The sequence below is a fragment of the Nocardia aurantia genome (assembly GCF_009604425.1).
GTDB lineage: Bacteria > Actinomycetota > Actinomycetes > Mycobacteriales > Mycobacteriaceae > Nocardia > Nocardia aurantia.
Genome location: NZ_WEGI01000013.1, coordinates 126,263 through 141,008 on the forward strand (window position 1 = coordinate 126,263; position 14,746 = coordinate 141,008).

Genomic DNA, 14,746 nt, shown 5'->3' on the forward strand with positions numbered 1-14,746 from the left:
CCGTTCGGCGGCCGAGGCACCGGGCCGCGCGTCGATCGCAGGTCAGTCCTGCGCCTCGCGTCTGCGGGTGAGCACGGCCGCCGCCGCGCCGCCCGCGGCGCCCAGCGCCAGCGCGGTCGGCACGCCGATCTTCGCCGCCTTGCGGCCGGTGCGGAAATCGCGGATCTCCCAGCCGCGATTCTTCGCGACCTCGCGCAGATCGGAATCCGGGTTGATCGCCACCGCGGTCCCGGCCAGCGACAACATCGGAATGTCGTTGTGGCTGTCGGAATAGGCGGTGCAGCGTTTCAAATTCAGACCCTCGCGCACGGCGAGCGCGCGCACCGCGTGCGCCTTGCCGAGACCGTGCAGGATGTCACCGACCAGGCGTCCGGTGAACATTCCGTCCACACTCTCGGCGACCGTGCCCAGAGCGCCGGTGAGCCCCAGTCGTTTCGCGATCACCTGCGCCAGTTCGACGGGGGTCGCGGTGACCAGCCACACCTGCTGGCCCGCGTCCAGATGCATTTGTGCCAGCGCCCGGGTACCGGGCCAGATCTTGTCGGCGATGATCTCGTCGTAGATCTCCTCGCCGAGCGCGGCCAGTTCCGCGGTGGATCGCCCGGCGATGAAGGCGAGCGCCTTCTCCTTGCCGCTGGCCATGTCGCCCTGGCTTTCCCGGCCGGTGACCCGGAATTTCACCTGTTTCCAGGCCATATCCATGAGGTCGCCGGTTTTGAAATACTTCCGTGCGGCCAGACCGCGCGCGAAATGCACGATGGACGCGCCCTGCACCATCGTGTTGTCGACATCGAAGAACGCGGCCGCGGTCAGATCCCGCGGCGGCAGGAAATCCGTGGTACCGGATTCTGCCAGCTCGGCGTCGTGCAGAGCGAGCGCGGCGTCGGCGCTCGCCTCACCGGCGAGGTTGGCCCGCACCTCCTCCTCGCTCGGGCCGAACGGACTGCGGGTGATGCGGGTGAGCTGGTCGGACAAGCTCTGGCTCCAACGCGCCGGGAACTCGCCGAACCTGCCCGCGATGAACCCCGTCCTCGCATCCTTCGATCGTTCCGGCACAAGTACCTCCTCGCGCGGGGGCTCGTCGCCCCGCGTCCATGGTCCAGCATGATGGATCTCATGGCCAATTCGACACATTCGGTGACACTGCTGACTCGCCCCGGTTGTGGATTGTGCACCACGGCGCTGACACAACTGCGAGTGATCTGCGCGGATTTCGGCATCGAACCGAACACCGTCGACGTCGACGCGGCCGCGGCGACCGATCCGAGTCTGCGTGCGGAGTTCGGCGACCGGCTGCCGGTGGTTTTGCTGGACGGGCGGGAACACAGCTACTTCGACGTGGACGAACCGCGTCTGCGCGCGGATCTGCGGCATTGACGACTCCGTCGGGCGACATCGACGACAGCGCGTCGGGCGACATCGAGAAGTGTGTCGTCGCCCACACCGGCCGAGGCCGGCTCCGGCGCGTTGGGTGGCAGCCGCAGTGACGGCCGAGGTTGAATATCCGGGCACAACCGGGCATCCACGCGCGCCGTAGCGGGGGATGCGAATAAAAGAACAGCGCGCGTGAGAGTGACCGAATTCACCGACTTTGTGCAGGGCTTCACAAGCGGTTACGGTGGTGGCACGCAAGCCGCCCGCCTCGGGCAGCGGAGCACCCTGAACCCCGATGAATCGCCACCGGCGCTGTCCCGGCGTCGGCGGAGATGCGAAACCGGACACTTATCCCGGCCGGACGAGGAGCCGAACGACGTGACAGAGCAGCACGAGACACCAGGTGGTGTCTCCGGCAGGGCTCTGACCGTGCAACGGGATATTCCGCAGGCCACGGTGACCCGCTTGGCTACCTATCTCCGTGTACTCGCCGCGCTCGCCGACGAGGGTGTGCTCATCGTATCGAGTGAGGAACTCGCTGTCGCGGCGGGTGTCGGTTCCGCCAAGCTGCGCAAGGATCTTTCCTTCCTGGGCCCCAACGGAGTCCGCGGTGTCGGATACGACGTGGCCCGGTTGCGCGGCCGCATCGAGGAGGCGCTCGGCCTGTCCGACGGGCACCGGGTGATCCTGATCGGCGCGGGCAATCTCGGCCGCGCGCTGATCGGTTACCGGGGCTTCCGGCGGCGGGGGTTCAGCATGGTCGGGGTCTTCGATCAGGATCCGGCGCTGATCGGGGAGCCGATCACCGGGCTGGTCGTCCGCGACGTCGCCGAACTGTCCGGCGCGGTCGCCGAACTGGCCCCCACCATCGCGGTCATCGCGGTGCCGGACGCCGCCGCGCAGGCGGTCTGCGACGATCTGGTCGCCGCCGGGTTGCGCAGCATCCTCAGCTTCTGTTCGATCACGCTGGAGTCCTCGGCGGCCGTCGAGGTCCGTCGCGTGGACCTGGCCGTCGAACTGCAGATGCTGTCCTTCGAGCAGGCGCGTACCGCCGGCGACGTCACCGCGGAACCGGTGACGCGCAGCCTGGCGGGCGCGACGGTGCATCCCGTCACCTGGTCCCCGGGCCATACGGGACACGGCCGCGGCGGGGCCCCCGCCGCGATGTGCCAGGCCGTCCACACGGCGGCGGCACAAGCCGGGCAAACGGCAACGGAGCCAAGCAACAAGGGATCGGTGGTTGCACCATGAGCGTGCTTCTGGTCGGTGTGTCACATCGCAGTGCCCCCGTCGCGGTGCTGGAGAAGGTAGCCGTCACCGAGGACGACCGGCCCAAGCTGACCGATCGGATGCTCGCCTCGCGGCACATCGCCGAGGCCATGATCGTGTCCACCTGCAATCGGGTGGAGATCTACGCGGTGGTCGACGCCTTCCACGGCGGGCTCGCCGAGATCGGTGATCTGCTCGCCAAGCATTCCGGGCTGCCGCTGCCGGAACTCACCAAGCACGCCTACGTCCGCTACAGCGAGGCCGCCGCCGAGCACCTGTTCGCGGTGGCCAGCGGCCTGGACTCGCTGGTGGTCGGCGAACAGCAGGTACTCAGTCAGATCCGCGCCGCGTACGCCGCCGCCGACGCGCAGCAGGCGGCCGGTCGCACCCTGCACGAACTGGCCCAGAACGCGCTGCGGGTCGGCAAGCGGGTACACAGCGAGACCGGGATCGACTCGGCCGGCGCCTCGGTGGTGTCGGTCGCGCTGGACCGGGGCCGCGCGGTCCTCGGCGACCTCGCCGGCCGCACCGCCGTCGTGGTGGGCGCGGGCGCGATGGGCGGCCTGGCGGCGGCGCATCTGGCGCGCGCCGGGGTCGGCCGGATCATCGTGGTCAACCGCACGCTGGAGCGCGCGCAACGGCTCGCGCACACCGCCGAGACCATGCACGGCGTACCCGCCACCGCGCGGGAACTGTCCGGGCTGGTGTCCGCGATGGCCGAGGCCGATCTGGTGCTCACCAGCACCGGCGCGGTCGGCACGGTCGTCACCCTGGCCGACGTCCACCGGGCGCTGGCCGCGCGGGCCGGGCGGCAGTTGGTCGTCTGCGACCTGGGCCTGCCGCGCGACGTGGACACCACCGTCGCCGGCCTGCCCGATGTGACCGTCATCGACATGGAGACCCTGCAGCGCGATCCGGCGGCCGGCGCGGCCGCCGCGGACACCCTCGCCGCGCGGGCCATCGTCGCCGAGGAACTCGCGAAGTATCTGTCCGGCCAGCGCGTCGCGGAGGTGACGCCGACAGTGGCGGCGCTGCGGCAGCGCGCCGCCGAGGTGGTCGAGGCCGAACTGCTGCGGCTGGAAGGGCGACTGCCGGGCCTGGCCACCACCGAGCGCAACGAGGTTGCCCGGACCGTCCGCCGCGTGGTCGACAAGCTGCTGCACGCGCCGACCGTCCGGGTGAAACAGCTGGCCTCCACCCCCGGCGGCGGCAGTTACGCGGAGGCGCTGCGGGAACTGTTCGAACTGAAACCCGGTGCGGCACAAGCGGTCGCGGCGCCGATGGAGATCGCGGCGCTGGGCGAGCTGGCCGACGATTTCACCCCCGGCCACGAGCAGGGGAATCACGCATGACCGGTCGGATGCGGGACCGGATGGACAGGCTGCGCGGGGCCGGGCGAACCGGGACGGACGCGGCATGAGCGGCCGAGGGCCGGAGGCGGAAGCGGAGCGTGACCACGCAGGCCCTCCGTCCATGCCGAAGAAGGACACAGCATGAGCGAGTCGAGCTTGCAGGAGCAGGACATGTCGCAACCCGGTGGAGTCGGTACGTTGCGGAAACGCGGCGCCGACGCAGGTGAATCGCGCGGCACCGCCGCTGCTGAACCGCGCGGCACCGCCGCGGTGGAAACGCGCGGCACCGCCGCCGTTGAAACGCGCGGCACCGCCGCGGCCCCATGGCGGATCGGCACGCGTGGCAGTCTGCTCGCGCTGACCCAGGCCGGCACGATCCGGGACGCGCTGATCGCCGCGGGACAGCAGGCCGAACTGGTGGTCGTCAAGACCGCCGGTGACAAATCCGCCGAACCCGTCCAGGCGATCGGCATCGGCGTGTTCACCACCGCGCTGCGTGACGAGCTCGCCGCCGAGACCATCGACCTGATCGTGCACTCCTACAAGGACCTGCCGACCGCGCAGGATCCCCGCTTCGTGATCGCGGCCGTTCCGCCGCGGGAGGATCCGCGCGACGCGCTGGTCGCCCGCGACGGCCTGGTCCTCGGCGAACTGCCCGCCGGCGCGCGGGTGGGCACCTCCGCACTGCGCCGGATCGCCCAGTTGCGGGCGCTCGGCCTGGGATTGGAGCTGGTGCCGCTGCGCGGCAACGTCGACTCCCGGCTGCGCAAGGTCGCCGAGGGTGAACTCGACGCGGTCGTGGTGGCGCGCGCCGGCCTGTCCCGCCTCGGCCGGCTGGAAGCCGTCACCGAGGCCCTGGAACCGGTCCAGATGCTGCCCGCGCCCGCGCAGGGCGCGCTGGCCGTCGAATGCCGCAGCGACGATCCCGGCCTGATCGAGGTGCTCGCGGCGCTCGACGATCCGGCCACCCGCGCCGCGATCGTCGCCGAACGCGCGCTGCTGGCCGAGTTGGAGGGCGGCTGCAACGCCGCGGTCGGCGCATTGGCCGAGGTTGTCGAGTCGTACGACGACGACGATCGGCTCATCGAGGAACTGTCGCTGCGCGGATGCGCGGCGGCGATCGACGGCTCGGACGTACTCCGGGCATCGGCGGTCGGACCGCTCGCGGACGCCGAGCGGCTGGGCCGGTCCCTGGCGCGCGAGCTTTTGGAGCTGGGGGCGCGCGACCTGCTCACGCAGAGTGACGCCGCCACCACCCCCGCAGACTTCAGCAACCCCAGCCCAATGGAGAACACTCAATGAGCGTGAGCCGAGCCACCACCAAGAAGCACCTCGGTCGGATCCTGTTCGTCGGGTCGGGACCGGGCGATCCGGCGTTGCTCACCGTGCGTGCCCGTGAGGTCCTGGGCCGCGCCGAGCTGGCCTTCACCGATCCCGACGTCGACCGGGGAGTGCTGGCCCTGGTCGGGTCGGCCGTGGAGCCCGGCCCGGACGGCGAGCGTCCCGTCGACGTGCGTCCCGCGCTGGGCGATCCGGCGGAGGTCGCCAAGACGCTGGTCGCCGAGGCCCGCAACGGCGCCGACGTGGTGCGCCTGGTGTCCGGCGACCCGCTGACCACCGATTCGGTGATCGCCGAGGTCAACGCCGTCACCCGGTCGCACATGACGTTCGAGGTGCTGCCCGGCCTGCCGTCCGGCACCACCGTGCCCTCCTATGCCGGCATCGCGCTGGGTTCCACCCACACCGAGGTCGATGTGCGCGGCGAGGTCGACTGGGCCTCGGTGGCGGGCTCGCCCGGCCCGCTGGTGCTGCACGCCACCTCCGGCCACCTGGCCGAGACCGCCAGCGCGCTGGTCGAACACGGCCTGGCGCCGCAGACCCCGGTCGCGGTGACCGTGCGCGGCACCACCCGGCAGCAGCGCACCATCGAGGCCACGCTGGCCACGCTCAACGCCGCCGCCTCCGAACTGGTCGGCCCGCTGGTGGTCACGGTCGGCAAGGAGGTCGAGCGCCGCTCGAAGATGTCCTGGTGGGAGTCGCGGGCGCTGTACGGCTGGACCGTCCTGGTGCCGCGCACCAAGGAGCAGGCCGGCGAGATGAGCGAGAAGCTCGTGATGCACGGCGCCATCCCGATGGAGGTGCCGACCATCGCCGTCGAGCCGCCGCGCAGCCCCGCCCAGATGGAGCGCGCGGTGAAGGGCCTGGTGGACGGCCGCTACCAGTGGGTGGTTTTCACCTCCACCAACGCCGTCCGCGCGGTGTGGGAGAAGTTCGGCGAGTTCGGCCTCGACGCCCGCGCCTTCTCCGGCGTGAAGATCGCCTGCGTCGGCGAGGCCACCGCCGAACGGGTGCGCTCGTTCGGCATCAATCCGGAACTGGTCCCCAGCGGTGAGCAGTCCTCGGAGGGTTTACTGGCCGATTTCCCGCCGTACGACGACGTCTTCGATCCGGTGAACCGAGTGCTGTTGCCCCGCGCGGACATCGCGACCGAAACCCTCGCCGAGGGCCTGCGCGATCGCGGCTGGGAGATCGACGACGTCACCGCGTACCGCACCGTCCGCGCCTCGCCGCCCCCGGCGGAGACCCGCGAGATGATCAAGACCGGCGGTTTCGACGCCGTCCTGTTCACCTCGTCCTCGACGGTCCGGAACCTGGTTGGCATCGCCGGTAAGCCGCACGCCCGCACGATCGTGGCCTGCATCGGACCGAAGACCGCGGAGACCGCCGTCGAATTCGGCCTGCGCGTGGACGTGCAGCCCGAGAACGCCCAGGTCGGTGCCCTGGTGGACGCCCTCGCCGAGCACGCGGCCCACCTCCGCGCCGAGGGCCTGCTGCCCCCGCCGCGCAAGAAGAGCCGCCGCCGGTAGTCCGAAAGGCGCTGCCTCAGAGCCGTATTCGATGGTGGGACCATCGAATCGGTGACCGCCGGGCCTGCTGGGCCCGGCGGGCCGTTGCTCAGCGCCGCGCCCGCATGAGGTCGCGGACCAAGCGGCACGTCTTGTCCGACGGCGGCCGGATGCCGACGAGATCGGCGGTGCGGCGGATGGTTTCGTTGTCGGCGAGGTCGGCGCGGTAGATGCCCGAATCCAGCAGCGCGATGGCCAGGCGCATCGCCTTCAGCCTGCGGTTGTGCGCGACATACCACGAGCGCGGGCGGCCCGGCGGGAGCTTCCGCTTCTCCAGCGGCAGATAGGGTTCGACGATCCTGGAATCGGAGCGATTCGCCGAACCGTACGGCCGAACCGAACCCGGTCGCTGCGAACTTCTGATGACGGTGGCCACGAGCCCTCCCCTCGTCACGGAGATCCTGGACGATCTCCTCGAACACTTCTTCGATTCTATCGCGGGGTACCGACAAAAACGCTGGCCGCGAAGACCTTTGCGCTGCGGTCGCGGCCCGTCCGGTGGCCGCGGAGTTGCTCGGATGCACCCGGAGTACCCGCTGCGGTGCGCATCAACAGGGCGGTGCGGCGACTTCCGTTCCGAGCGGCGGCCCGGTCGGTGATTCGATCGCCGATGTTCGCAGCCGTCACCGGCAATGCGGAAGGTCCGGGCCTCAACGGTTCAAAATCTCGAGGGCGAGGGGATGACCCGCGGCTGCGGCACGCTCCAGGAGTTGCTCGGATTCCGCCGCGGCCGCAGCGGTTTTCCTCAGGTGCAGTGCCAGTCGCGTCATGGCCTCGGGATCGCCGGACTCGATGCCGCGTCGTAGCCACCGTTCGCCGGCCTCGGTGTCGCCGCGGTCCAGGTGGATCGTGCCGAGGACCGCGAACGCGTCGGCGCGGCCACGCCGGGCGGCATCGACGAGAAGCTCTGTGGCCCTTGTGCTCTCGCCGCGGCGAGCCAGACGGATGGCCAGGTTGCGCATGGCCGTCGGCTCGTGCGCTCGGGCGGCTCGCTCGTACCAGTGTTCGGCTTCGGCATCGTGGCCGCGGCGATCGGCGATCGCACCCATGTTGCACATCGCCTCGGGAAGGCCGGCCTCGGCGGCGGGCCGCAACCACTGTTCGGCGCGGGCGACGTCGCCGCGTTCCAGGTGCAGGATGCCGAGTTGCTGTGCGGCATCGTCGTTTCCGGCCGCCGCGCCGCGCTCGAGCCAGGTGACCGCCTCGGCGATCCGGCCGGTCCGCCGGGCGAGCGCGCCCAATGTGCCCATCGCGGCGGAACTTCCGAGGTCGGCCGCGCGACTCAGCCAGATCTGCGCCTCGTGCGAATCACGAGCATCCAGCAACCGCTGGGCCAGCATCCGCATCGCCGACGGATCGCCGCGCTCGGCCATCGCACGCAGTGCCCGCACGGCCGGCCCCGGATCCGGTCGAGCCGGATCCTCCCGGTCGTCCGCATCGGGCATCCGCACCGCCTTCCGTCACCGTTCGGCTCGCTCCATCATCGGCGACAGCGTCCGCGCGCTACCGCTCCCGAGGATGCGAACCGGGCCGTGTCCATGGTGCCCGTGACCGGCGCGATCATGGTCGGCGGGTGGTGTCCGTCACGCTCGGTGGAACGGCGGTACCGGGCGCGACGGGCGGTCGGCGCGGGCGTATCGTGCGACTATGACCGGAATGGACCGCCCGCGGCGGTTGCGTCGTACCCCAGCCATGCGTCGCCTCGTCGCCGAAACCACGCTCCAGCCAAGGCAACTGGTGTTGCCGATGTTCGTGGCCGACGGGCTCGCCGAGCCGCGGGAAATCGGTTCCATGCCGGGGGTCTACCAGCACACGCTGGATTCGCTGCGGAAGGCGGCGGGGGAGGCCGTGACGGCGGGGGTCGGCGGGCTCATGTTGTTCGGGGTGCCGCGGCCGGAGGACAAGGACGCCACGGGCAGCCTCGCCAGCGATCCCGACGGCATCCTGAATCGCGGGCTGCGCGCGCTGGCCGAGGAGGTCGGCGACGCCACCGTGGTGATGGCCGACACCTGTCTCGACGAGTTCACCGATCACGGGCACTGCGGCGTGCTGGCCGCCGACGGCTCGGTCGACAACGACGCCACGCTGGAGCGCTACGTCGAGATGGCGCTCGCGCAGGCGGAGGCCGGCGCGGACCTGCTCGGCACCAGCGGCATGATGGACGGCCAGGTCGGCGCGATCCGCGCCGGACTCGATGCGGCCGGGCGGATCGACACCGGCATCCTGGCCTACTCCGCGAAGTACGCCTCGGCCTTCTACGGGCCGTTCCGGGAGGCCGTCGGCTCGTCGCTGCAGGGCGACCGCCGCACCTACCAGCAGGACCCGGCCAATCGGCGGGAGGCGATCCGCGAGCTGGAGCTGGATCTGGCCGAGGGCGCCGACATCGTGATGGTGAAGCCGGCCATGTCCTACCTCGACATCCTGCGCGAGGTGGCCGACCGCTCGATCGTGCCGGTGGCGGCGTACCAGATCTCCGGCGAGTACGCGATGATCACCGCCGCCGCCGAGCGGGGCTGGATCGACCGCCGCGGGGCCATCCTGGAATCGCTGGTCGGCATCCGCCGCGCGGGCGCCGACCTGGTGCTCACCTACTGGGCCACCGAAGCCTCGCACTGGCTGTCGTGAATCCTGGACCACCGCCGCCGTATCCGCCGTTCCCGCCGCCACTGCCCGGCCCCGGCGGTCCGGGTGCTCCCGGCCCCGGCGGCTTTTCCGTACCCGGCGGCGGCGGTCCGCGGCCGCCCGCGCCCGCCGATGTCCGGACCGCCTTGCAATTGTGGTGGGGCGTAGCCGCCTTCGGGGTGCTGCGGCTGATCGCCGATGCGGTGGACCGGTTCACGCACCGGCACGACCTGGCCCGGCAGATGTACGACCAGATGCGCGAACAACAGCCGCAGACCTCGCTCGCACAGGTGGAACTGGTGGTGACCCTGCTGGAGGTGGTGATCGTCGTCTTCGGCCTGGGCCTCGCGGTCGGGGTGGTGGCGATCGCCTACCAGTTGCGGCGCGGCCGGCTGTGGGCGCGCACACTGCTCGAGGCGGCCGCCGCGGTGCTGGTGCTCGGCGCGGTCGGCACCCTCTTCGGGCTGAGTTCCGAAGGGGTCGCGGCGCTGCTCGCCGGCGCCGCCGCCATTTTGCAGGCGGTGCTCGCCGCCGGTGCCGTATTCCTTTGCCGCAGAGGCGAATCCGACGCGTTCTTCCGGGCCCTCGGGCGGTGAACCACCCCGCCGAATTTGTCACGGACCGGCCGGGATGTATCGTGAAAGTTGTCACAGTGGACTTGGGAACCGGAAGCCGTTGGCGCAGCGTTGATTCTCGGATCGCGTCGCATCGCAGGCTCCGGGGAAGCGGAGGCAACGATGCGAGTGGTCATTCAGCAGCCGCAAAGCCTTCGGCGAGACATCCTCTTGGTCAGCCTGCTGATCCTGCTCGGTCTGCTCACCCTCGCCGTTCTCCTGCTTCCGGGCATGAGTCATTGATTCGTCCGTGACCGGCGACCAGCTCGATCCCCACGACGCCGACGTCGTGCGGTTCGCCGAACCCGGCGCCCGCTGGCGCAGCGTCGCCTACGGTCCGATCCTCTGCCTGCTGGTGGTCTTCCTGGAACTGGGCCTGCACAGCCGGGTGCACTGGTTCGGTCTCGCGTTCTGTGCGGTGCTGCTGGCCGGATTCGTCGCCCTGCAGGTGGTGGCCGGTCGTCGGCACGTCGGTGTCGAACTCACCGACACCGAGCTGCGTGAGGGCACCGAGGTCCTGCCGCTGGAGCGCATCGCCGAGGTGCTGCCCGAGCGGGATCCGGACAGCTGGGACGACGAGGAATGGGAATCGGCGCGGGCGCTCGGCGAACTCTCCGGAGTGCCGCGGCGGCGCAGGGGCATCGGGCTCAAGTTGCTCGACGGTAGCCTGGTGCAGGCGTGGGCGCGCGATCACCGGCGGCTGCGCGCGGAACTGGCCGCAGCCCTGCGACCCGCGGGCGGCGGCACCGGCGACGGCGAGGAGGAGACCCCGTGAAGCGGTGGCTGTGGATCGCCGTGGACATCATGTTCTTCGCGATCTTCTCGGTCGCCGCGGTGTACGCCTGGCACGCGGGCGTCCGGCACACCGCCTTCGTGGCCGACGGCGATCAGCCCGCCTTCACCTCCACCCACTATTCCGGCTCGTGGCTGGGCCTGTCGGTGCTGCTCGCGACCGCGGCGGGACTGTTCGCGCTGGACCTGCTGGTCCGCGCGGTATCCCGGCCCCGCCGCGGCCCGGTTCACTCCCAGCGCTGGTAGATGTCCAGGACCCGCGGCCCGTGGCTGCCGGGCACGTCCAGGAAGAACGAGACGCTGCCGTCCGGGTGCTCGGCGGCCTCCATGATCACCTGTCGCAGCGAGGCGTGCACCCCGCCGCGGTCGTCCTTGAACAGCTGGGTGTCCTGATGCAGGCCCGCGCCCACCCGCCCGGCGGGCACGATCATGCCGATCAGGGCCGGCAGCGGGCCCTGGGCCAGCGCCTTCGTCTCGCTGTGGTCGAGTTGGACGCCGACGCGCGCGTCGTTGGGCTGCGCCACCGGAACGATCGCGGCGGCGGTTCCGGCGCCGTACAGCACCGCGCCCGCGGCGATGGTGGCACCGGTTGCTCCGAGCATGATCCTGCGCATGAATCCCTCCCGACATGAGCCTGTGGTTTCCCAGAGGGTACGCACCAGCAATCTGACAGCGAACTATTTGCGGCCCAGAGCGATCCGGCGTGTTGTCGTGGGGGATGGACACCCGTGACCCGGACCACTACACCCTGTCGTCGATCCGCCGAGGCCGAACTGAGACACTGGAAGCCGTGAGTTCTTCTCCGCGCGCCATCGAGGACGCAGTGTCGGTCTCCGCCCATCTGTACGAACGCGCCGCCGCGATCATCCCCGGCGGGGTGAACTCGCCGGTCCGGGCGTTCAAGTCGGTCGGCGGCACACCCCGGTTCATCGCGTCGGCGCGGGGCTGCACCCTGACCGACGTCGACGGCAACGAATACGTCGACCTGGTGTGTTCCTGGGGCCCGATGATCCTCGGCCACAGTCATCCGGCCGTGGTGGAGGCGGTGCGACAGGCCGCGACCGGCGGGTTGTCGTTCGGTGCGCCGACCGCCGGGGAGATCGACCTGGCCGAGGCCATCGCGGCCCGGGTCGAGCCCGTACAGCGGGTGCGGCTGGTCAACTCCGGCACCGAGGCCACCATGAGCGCGGTCCGGCTGGCCCGCGGCTACACCGGCCGCAGCAAGATCGTGAAGTTCTCCGGCTGCTATCACGGGCACGTCGACGCGCTGCTCGCCGACGCGGGTTCCGGCGTGGCGACGCTGGGGCTGCCGACCTCCCCGGGGGTCACCGGCGCGCAGGCCGCCGACACCATCGTGCTGCCCTACAACGACCTGGACGCCGTCGCCGCCGCCTTCGCGGCGCATCCCGGTGAGATCGCGGCCGTGATCACCGAGGCCGCGGCGGGCAACATGGGCACGGTGGCGCCCGCGCCGGGCTTCAACGCCGGCCTGCGCCGGCTCACCGCCGCCGACGGCGCGCTGCTGATCATCGACGAGGTCATGACCGGATTCCGGGTGAGTCCGGCCGGCTGGTACGGCATCGACGGCGTCGCGGGCGACCTGTACACCTTCGGCAAGGTGATGAGCGGCGGCCTGCCGGCCGCCGCGTTCGGCGGCAGCGCCGAGATCATGAACCGGCTGGCCCCGCTCGGCCCGGTCTACCAGGCCGGCACGCTCTCCGGGAATCCGGTCGCGGTCGCGGCGGGCCTGGCCACGCTGCGGGCCGCGGACACCGCGGTCTACGCGGCGCTGGACCGCAACGCGCAGCGGCTGGGCGGGCTGATCACGGCGGCGCTGTCCGCCGCCGACGTGGCCCACGTCGTCCAGTTCGCGGGCACTATGGTGAGCGTGTTCTTCACCGATCGCCCGGTCACCGACTATGCCACCGCCAAAGCCAGCGAGACCTGGCGTTTCCCGGCGTTCTTCCACGCGCTGCTGGAACGCGGCGTCTATCCGCCGCCGAGCGCGTTCGAGACGTGGTTCGTCTCCGCGGCCCTCGACGAGGACGCATTCGACCGTATCGCCGCCGCCCTCCCGGCCGCCGCCGCGGCCGCCGCGGCCGCCACACCCGAAGGATCCCGCGCGTGAGCGACGCAGAGCAGCAGTCCGGACCCGTAGAGATCGCCCCGGCTGTCCGGGCCGGATCCGAACCCGCCGGTGCGGCCGGGACCGCCCCGATCGATCCGGCCGCGACGCTGCCCGGGGACACCGCGGTGGCCGAGACCATCGTGCACGTCATGCGGCACGGTGAGGTGCACAATCCGCGCGGCATCCTGTACGGGCGGCTGCCCGGGTTCAGCCTGTCGGTGACCGGCCGATCGCAGGCGGCCGCGGTCGCGCGCACCCTGGCCGACCACGACATCGCGCTCGTGGTCGCCTCGCCGCTGCAGCGCGCCCAGGAGACCGCCGGCCCGGTCGCGTCGCACCATGGCCTGGCGATCCGCACCGACGAGAACCTGATCGAGGCGGGCAACACCTTCGAGGGCCTGCGGGTATCGGTCGGCGACGGCGCGTTGCGCAAGCCGCGGCACTGGTGGAAACTGCGCGACCCGTTCACCCCGTCCTGGGGCGAACCGTATCTGCAGATCGCGCACCGGATGCTGGCCGCCGTGAACAAGGCCCGCTCGGAGGCCATCGGCCACGAGGCGGTGCTGGTGTCGCATCAACTGCCGGTGTGGACGCTGCGCCGGTTCCTCGAGGGCAAGCGGCTGTGGCACGACCCGCGCCAGCGGCAGTGCTCGCTGGCCTCGCTGACCTCGCTGGTGTACCAGGGCGACACCCTCATCGACATCGTCTACTCCGAGCCGGCCGGCGCGTCGGACCCGTCGGTGACCGGGGCGTGAGCGGGCAGGGGCCGGAGGCCGCGGAGCGTGACCGCGGGGGCCCGCGGCGGTCCCGGCTGCTGGTGCCGCTGTTGCTGTGCTGTGCGGTGCTGGCGGCGCTGACCGGGTGTTCCAGCGGTAAGGACGCGGTCGCGCAGGGCGGCACCTTCGATTTCGTCTCGCCGGGCGGCAAGACCGAGATCGCCTACGACCCGCCGTCGGCGCGCGGCACCATCGGCACCCTGGCCGGCCCGGATCTGATGACCGCCGGGAAGACCGTCTCCGTGGACGATTTCCCGGGCCAGGTGGTCGTGCTGAACGTCTGGGGCCAGTGGTGCGGACCGTGCCGGGCCGAAGCGCCCGCGCTGGAGAAGGTGTACGAGCAGTCGAAGACGCGCGGCGTCGCCTTCCTCGGGATCAACGTGCGCGATCCGCAGCAGGACAAGGCGCAGGACTTCGTCACCAGCTTCCACGTCGGATACCCGTCGATCTACGACCCGGAGATGCGCAGTCTGCTCGCTCTCGGCGGCAAGTTCCCGACCAGCGTCATCCCCACCACGCTGATACTGGACCGGCACCACCGGGTCGCCGCGGTGTTCCTCCGGACGTTGCTCGCCGAGGACCTGCAGCCGGTGATCGACCGGATCGCCGCGGAGGACCGGTCATGAGGACTCCGCGCGCCACTCCCTGCGCCTACCGATACCCGACCGGTTTCACGGCGGCGACGCGGCGTTCCAGCATCCTGCCGCCGGAGCTGCGACCGGACTCCTGGGCACCCGCGGACAGTGCCCCGCAACTCCCGCCGGAGCTTCCGGGCGCGGCCGGCCGGGAAGGCTCACCCGAGGCGGCGTTGCCGAGATCACAGTCCGAGACCACGTCGGTCGGAGACTCGTCCACCGGTACCGTGCCGTTCGGGGACACGTCCGCTGACGCTACGTCGGCGCGGGGTTCGTCT

General features: G+C 71.2%; 16 protein-coding genes. 12 read left to right on the forward strand and 4 right to left on the reverse strand.

All coding sequences use genetic code 11. The features are described 5' to 3' along the window. Nucleotides 1–42: 42 nt before the first annotated feature. Nucleotides 43–1,056: an HAD family hydrolase gene (locus tag NRB56_RS28850; protein ID WP_406603543.1), complete on the reverse strand. Its 1,014-nt coding sequence runs from the start codon at nt 1,054–1,056 to the stop codon at nt 43–45. Between the two features lie 60 nt (nt 1,057–1,116). On the opposite strand from NRB56_RS28850, the gene NRB56_RS28855 reads away from it, so the two are divergent. The 5 genes from NRB56_RS28855 (at nt 1,117) to NRB56_RS28875 (ending at nt 6,862) form a co-directional block, all read left to right on the forward strand. Further along, complete coding sequence (locus tag NRB56_RS28855; RefSeq protein ID WP_153347479.1) at nt 1,117–1,377, forward strand: glutaredoxin family protein; 261 nt, start codon at nt 1,117–1,119, stop codon at nt 1,375–1,377. Nucleotides 1,378–1,752: 375 nt separating this feature from the next. Continuing rightward, on the forward strand, nt 1,753–2,625 hold the full coding sequence (locus NRB56_RS28860) for a redox-sensing transcriptional repressor Rex (RefSeq protein ID WP_319943689.1): 873 nt from the start codon (nt 1,753–1,755) through the stop codon (nt 2,623–2,625). After that, a complete protein-coding gene (locus NRB56_RS28865) occupies nt 2,622–3,995 on the forward strand; it encodes a glutamyl-tRNA reductase (RefSeq protein ID WP_153347480.1) in 1,374 nt (457 codons plus the stop codon). Before NRB56_RS28860 ends, NRB56_RS28865 begins: the two co-directional genes overlap by 4 nt. 141 nt (nt 3,996–4,136) lie before the next feature. Continuing rightward, on the forward strand, nt 4,137–5,297 hold the full coding sequence (gene hemC / locus NRB56_RS28870; RefSeq protein WP_227838425.1) for a hydroxymethylbilane synthase: 1,161 nt from the start codon (nt 4,137–4,139) through the stop codon (nt 5,295–5,297). After that, nucleotides 5,294–6,862: a bifunctional uroporphyrinogen-III C-methyltransferase/uroporphyrinogen-III synthase gene (locus tag NRB56_RS28875; protein WP_153347481.1), complete on the forward strand. Its 1,569-nt coding sequence runs from the start codon at nt 5,294–5,296 to the stop codon at nt 6,860–6,862. The genes hemC and NRB56_RS28875 overlap by 4 nt, the downstream gene beginning before the upstream one ends. 88 nt (nt 6,863–6,950) lie before the next feature. Here NRB56_RS28875 and NRB56_RS28880 read toward each other — a convergent pair whose 3' ends face one another. After that, entirely contained in the window at nt 6,951–7,277 is a 327-nt protein-coding gene (locus tag NRB56_RS28880; protein ID WP_319943690.1) for a hypothetical protein, read from the reverse strand. A 274-nt stretch (nt 7,278–7,551) separates the two neighbouring features. After that, entirely contained in the window at nt 7,552–8,346 is a 795-nt protein-coding gene (locus tag NRB56_RS28885; protein WP_153347482.1) for a tetratricopeptide repeat protein, read from the reverse strand. A gap of 202 nt (nt 8,347–8,548) precedes the next feature. Here NRB56_RS28885 and hemB point away from each other — a divergent pair, with 202 nt between their 5' ends. The 4 genes from hemB (at nt 8,549) to NRB56_RS28905 (ending at nt 11,175) form a co-directional block, all read left to right on the forward strand. Beyond that, nucleotides 8,549–9,526 (forward strand): porphobilinogen synthase, encoded by a 978-nt coding sequence (hemB, locus tag NRB56_RS28890; RefSeq protein ID WP_153347483.1) that lies wholly within the window; start codon nt 8,549–8,551, stop codon nt 9,524–9,526. Continuing rightward, nucleotides 9,523–10,119 (forward strand): hypothetical protein, encoded by a 597-nt coding sequence (locus tag NRB56_RS28895; RefSeq protein ID WP_194291025.1) that lies wholly within the window; start codon nt 9,523–9,525, stop codon nt 10,117–10,119. Before hemB ends, NRB56_RS28895 begins: the two co-directional genes overlap by 4 nt. Nucleotides 10,120–10,387: 268 nt before the next feature. Continuing rightward, nucleotides 10,388–10,912 carry a hypothetical protein gene (locus tag NRB56_RS28900; protein WP_319943691.1) on the forward strand — a complete coding sequence of 175 codons (525 nt, stop codon included), beginning with the start codon at nt 10,388–10,390 and terminating at the stop codon, nt 10,910–10,912. After that, the gene (locus NRB56_RS28905; protein ID WP_153347484.1) at nt 10,909–11,175 is read left to right on the forward strand and encodes a hypothetical protein; all 267 of its coding nucleotides are present in this window, start codon (nt 10,909–10,911) and stop codon (nt 11,173–11,175) included. Before NRB56_RS28900 ends, NRB56_RS28905 begins: the two co-directional genes overlap by 4 nt. Here the strand turns inward: NRB56_RS28905 and NRB56_RS28910 are convergent. Next, on the reverse strand, nt 11,157–11,543 hold the full coding sequence (locus NRB56_RS28910; RefSeq protein WP_227838426.1) for a hypothetical protein: 387 nt from the start codon (nt 11,541–11,543) through the stop codon (nt 11,157–11,159). The two genes, NRB56_RS28905 and NRB56_RS28910, sit on opposite strands and share 19 nt — an antisense overlap. Before the next feature lie 176 nt (nt 11,544–11,719). On the opposite strand from NRB56_RS28910, the gene hemL reads away from it, so the two are divergent. From hemL to NRB56_RS28925, 3 genes are all read left to right on the forward strand, one after another. Beyond that, a complete protein-coding gene (gene hemL, locus NRB56_RS28915) occupies nt 11,720–13,057 on the forward strand; it encodes a glutamate-1-semialdehyde 2,1-aminomutase (protein WP_319943692.1) in 1,338 nt (445 codons plus the stop codon). A 149-nt stretch (nt 13,058–13,206) separates the two neighbouring features. After that, on the forward strand, nt 13,207–13,812 hold the full coding sequence (locus NRB56_RS28920; protein WP_153347632.1) for a histidine phosphatase family protein: 606 nt from the start codon (nt 13,207–13,209) through the stop codon (nt 13,810–13,812). Between the two features lie 59 nt (nt 13,813–13,871). Beyond that, nucleotides 13,872–14,459 carry a TlpA disulfide reductase family protein gene (locus tag NRB56_RS28925; protein WP_153347633.1) on the forward strand — a complete coding sequence of 196 codons (588 nt, stop codon included), beginning with the start codon at nt 13,872–13,874 and terminating at the stop codon, nt 14,457–14,459. Nucleotides 14,460–14,746 lie beyond the last annotated feature (287 nt).

Coding starts and splice junctions, on each gene's coding strand:
- hemB (WP_153347483.1), top strand. CDS start 8,549: ATGACCGGAATGGACCGCCCGCGGCGGTTGCGTCGTACCCCAGCCATG.
- NRB56_RS28865 (WP_153347480.1), top strand. CDS start 2,622: ATGAGCGTGCTTCTGGTCGGTGTGTCACATCGCAGTGCCCCCGTCGCG.
- hemC (WP_227838425.1), top strand. CDS start 4,137: ATGAGCGAGTCGAGCTTGCAGGAGCAGGACATGTCGCAACCCGGTGGA.
- NRB56_RS28875 (WP_153347481.1), top strand. CDS start 5,294: ATGAGCGTGAGCCGAGCCACCACCAAGAAGCACCTCGGTCGGATCCTG.
- NRB56_RS28855 (WP_153347479.1), top strand. CDS start 1,117: ATGGCCAATTCGACACATTCGGTGACACTGCTGACTCGCCCCGGTTGT.
- NRB56_RS28910 (WP_227838426.1), bottom strand. CDS start 11,543: ATGCGCAGGATCATGCTCGGAGCAACCGGTGCCACCATCGCCGCGGGC.
- NRB56_RS28885 (WP_153347482.1), bottom strand. CDS start 8,346: ATGCCCGATGCGGACGACCGGGAGGATCCGGCTCGACCGGATCCGGGG.
- NRB56_RS28920 (WP_153347632.1), top strand. CDS start 13,207: ATGCGGCACGGTGAGGTGCACAATCCGCGCGGCATCCTGTACGGGCGG.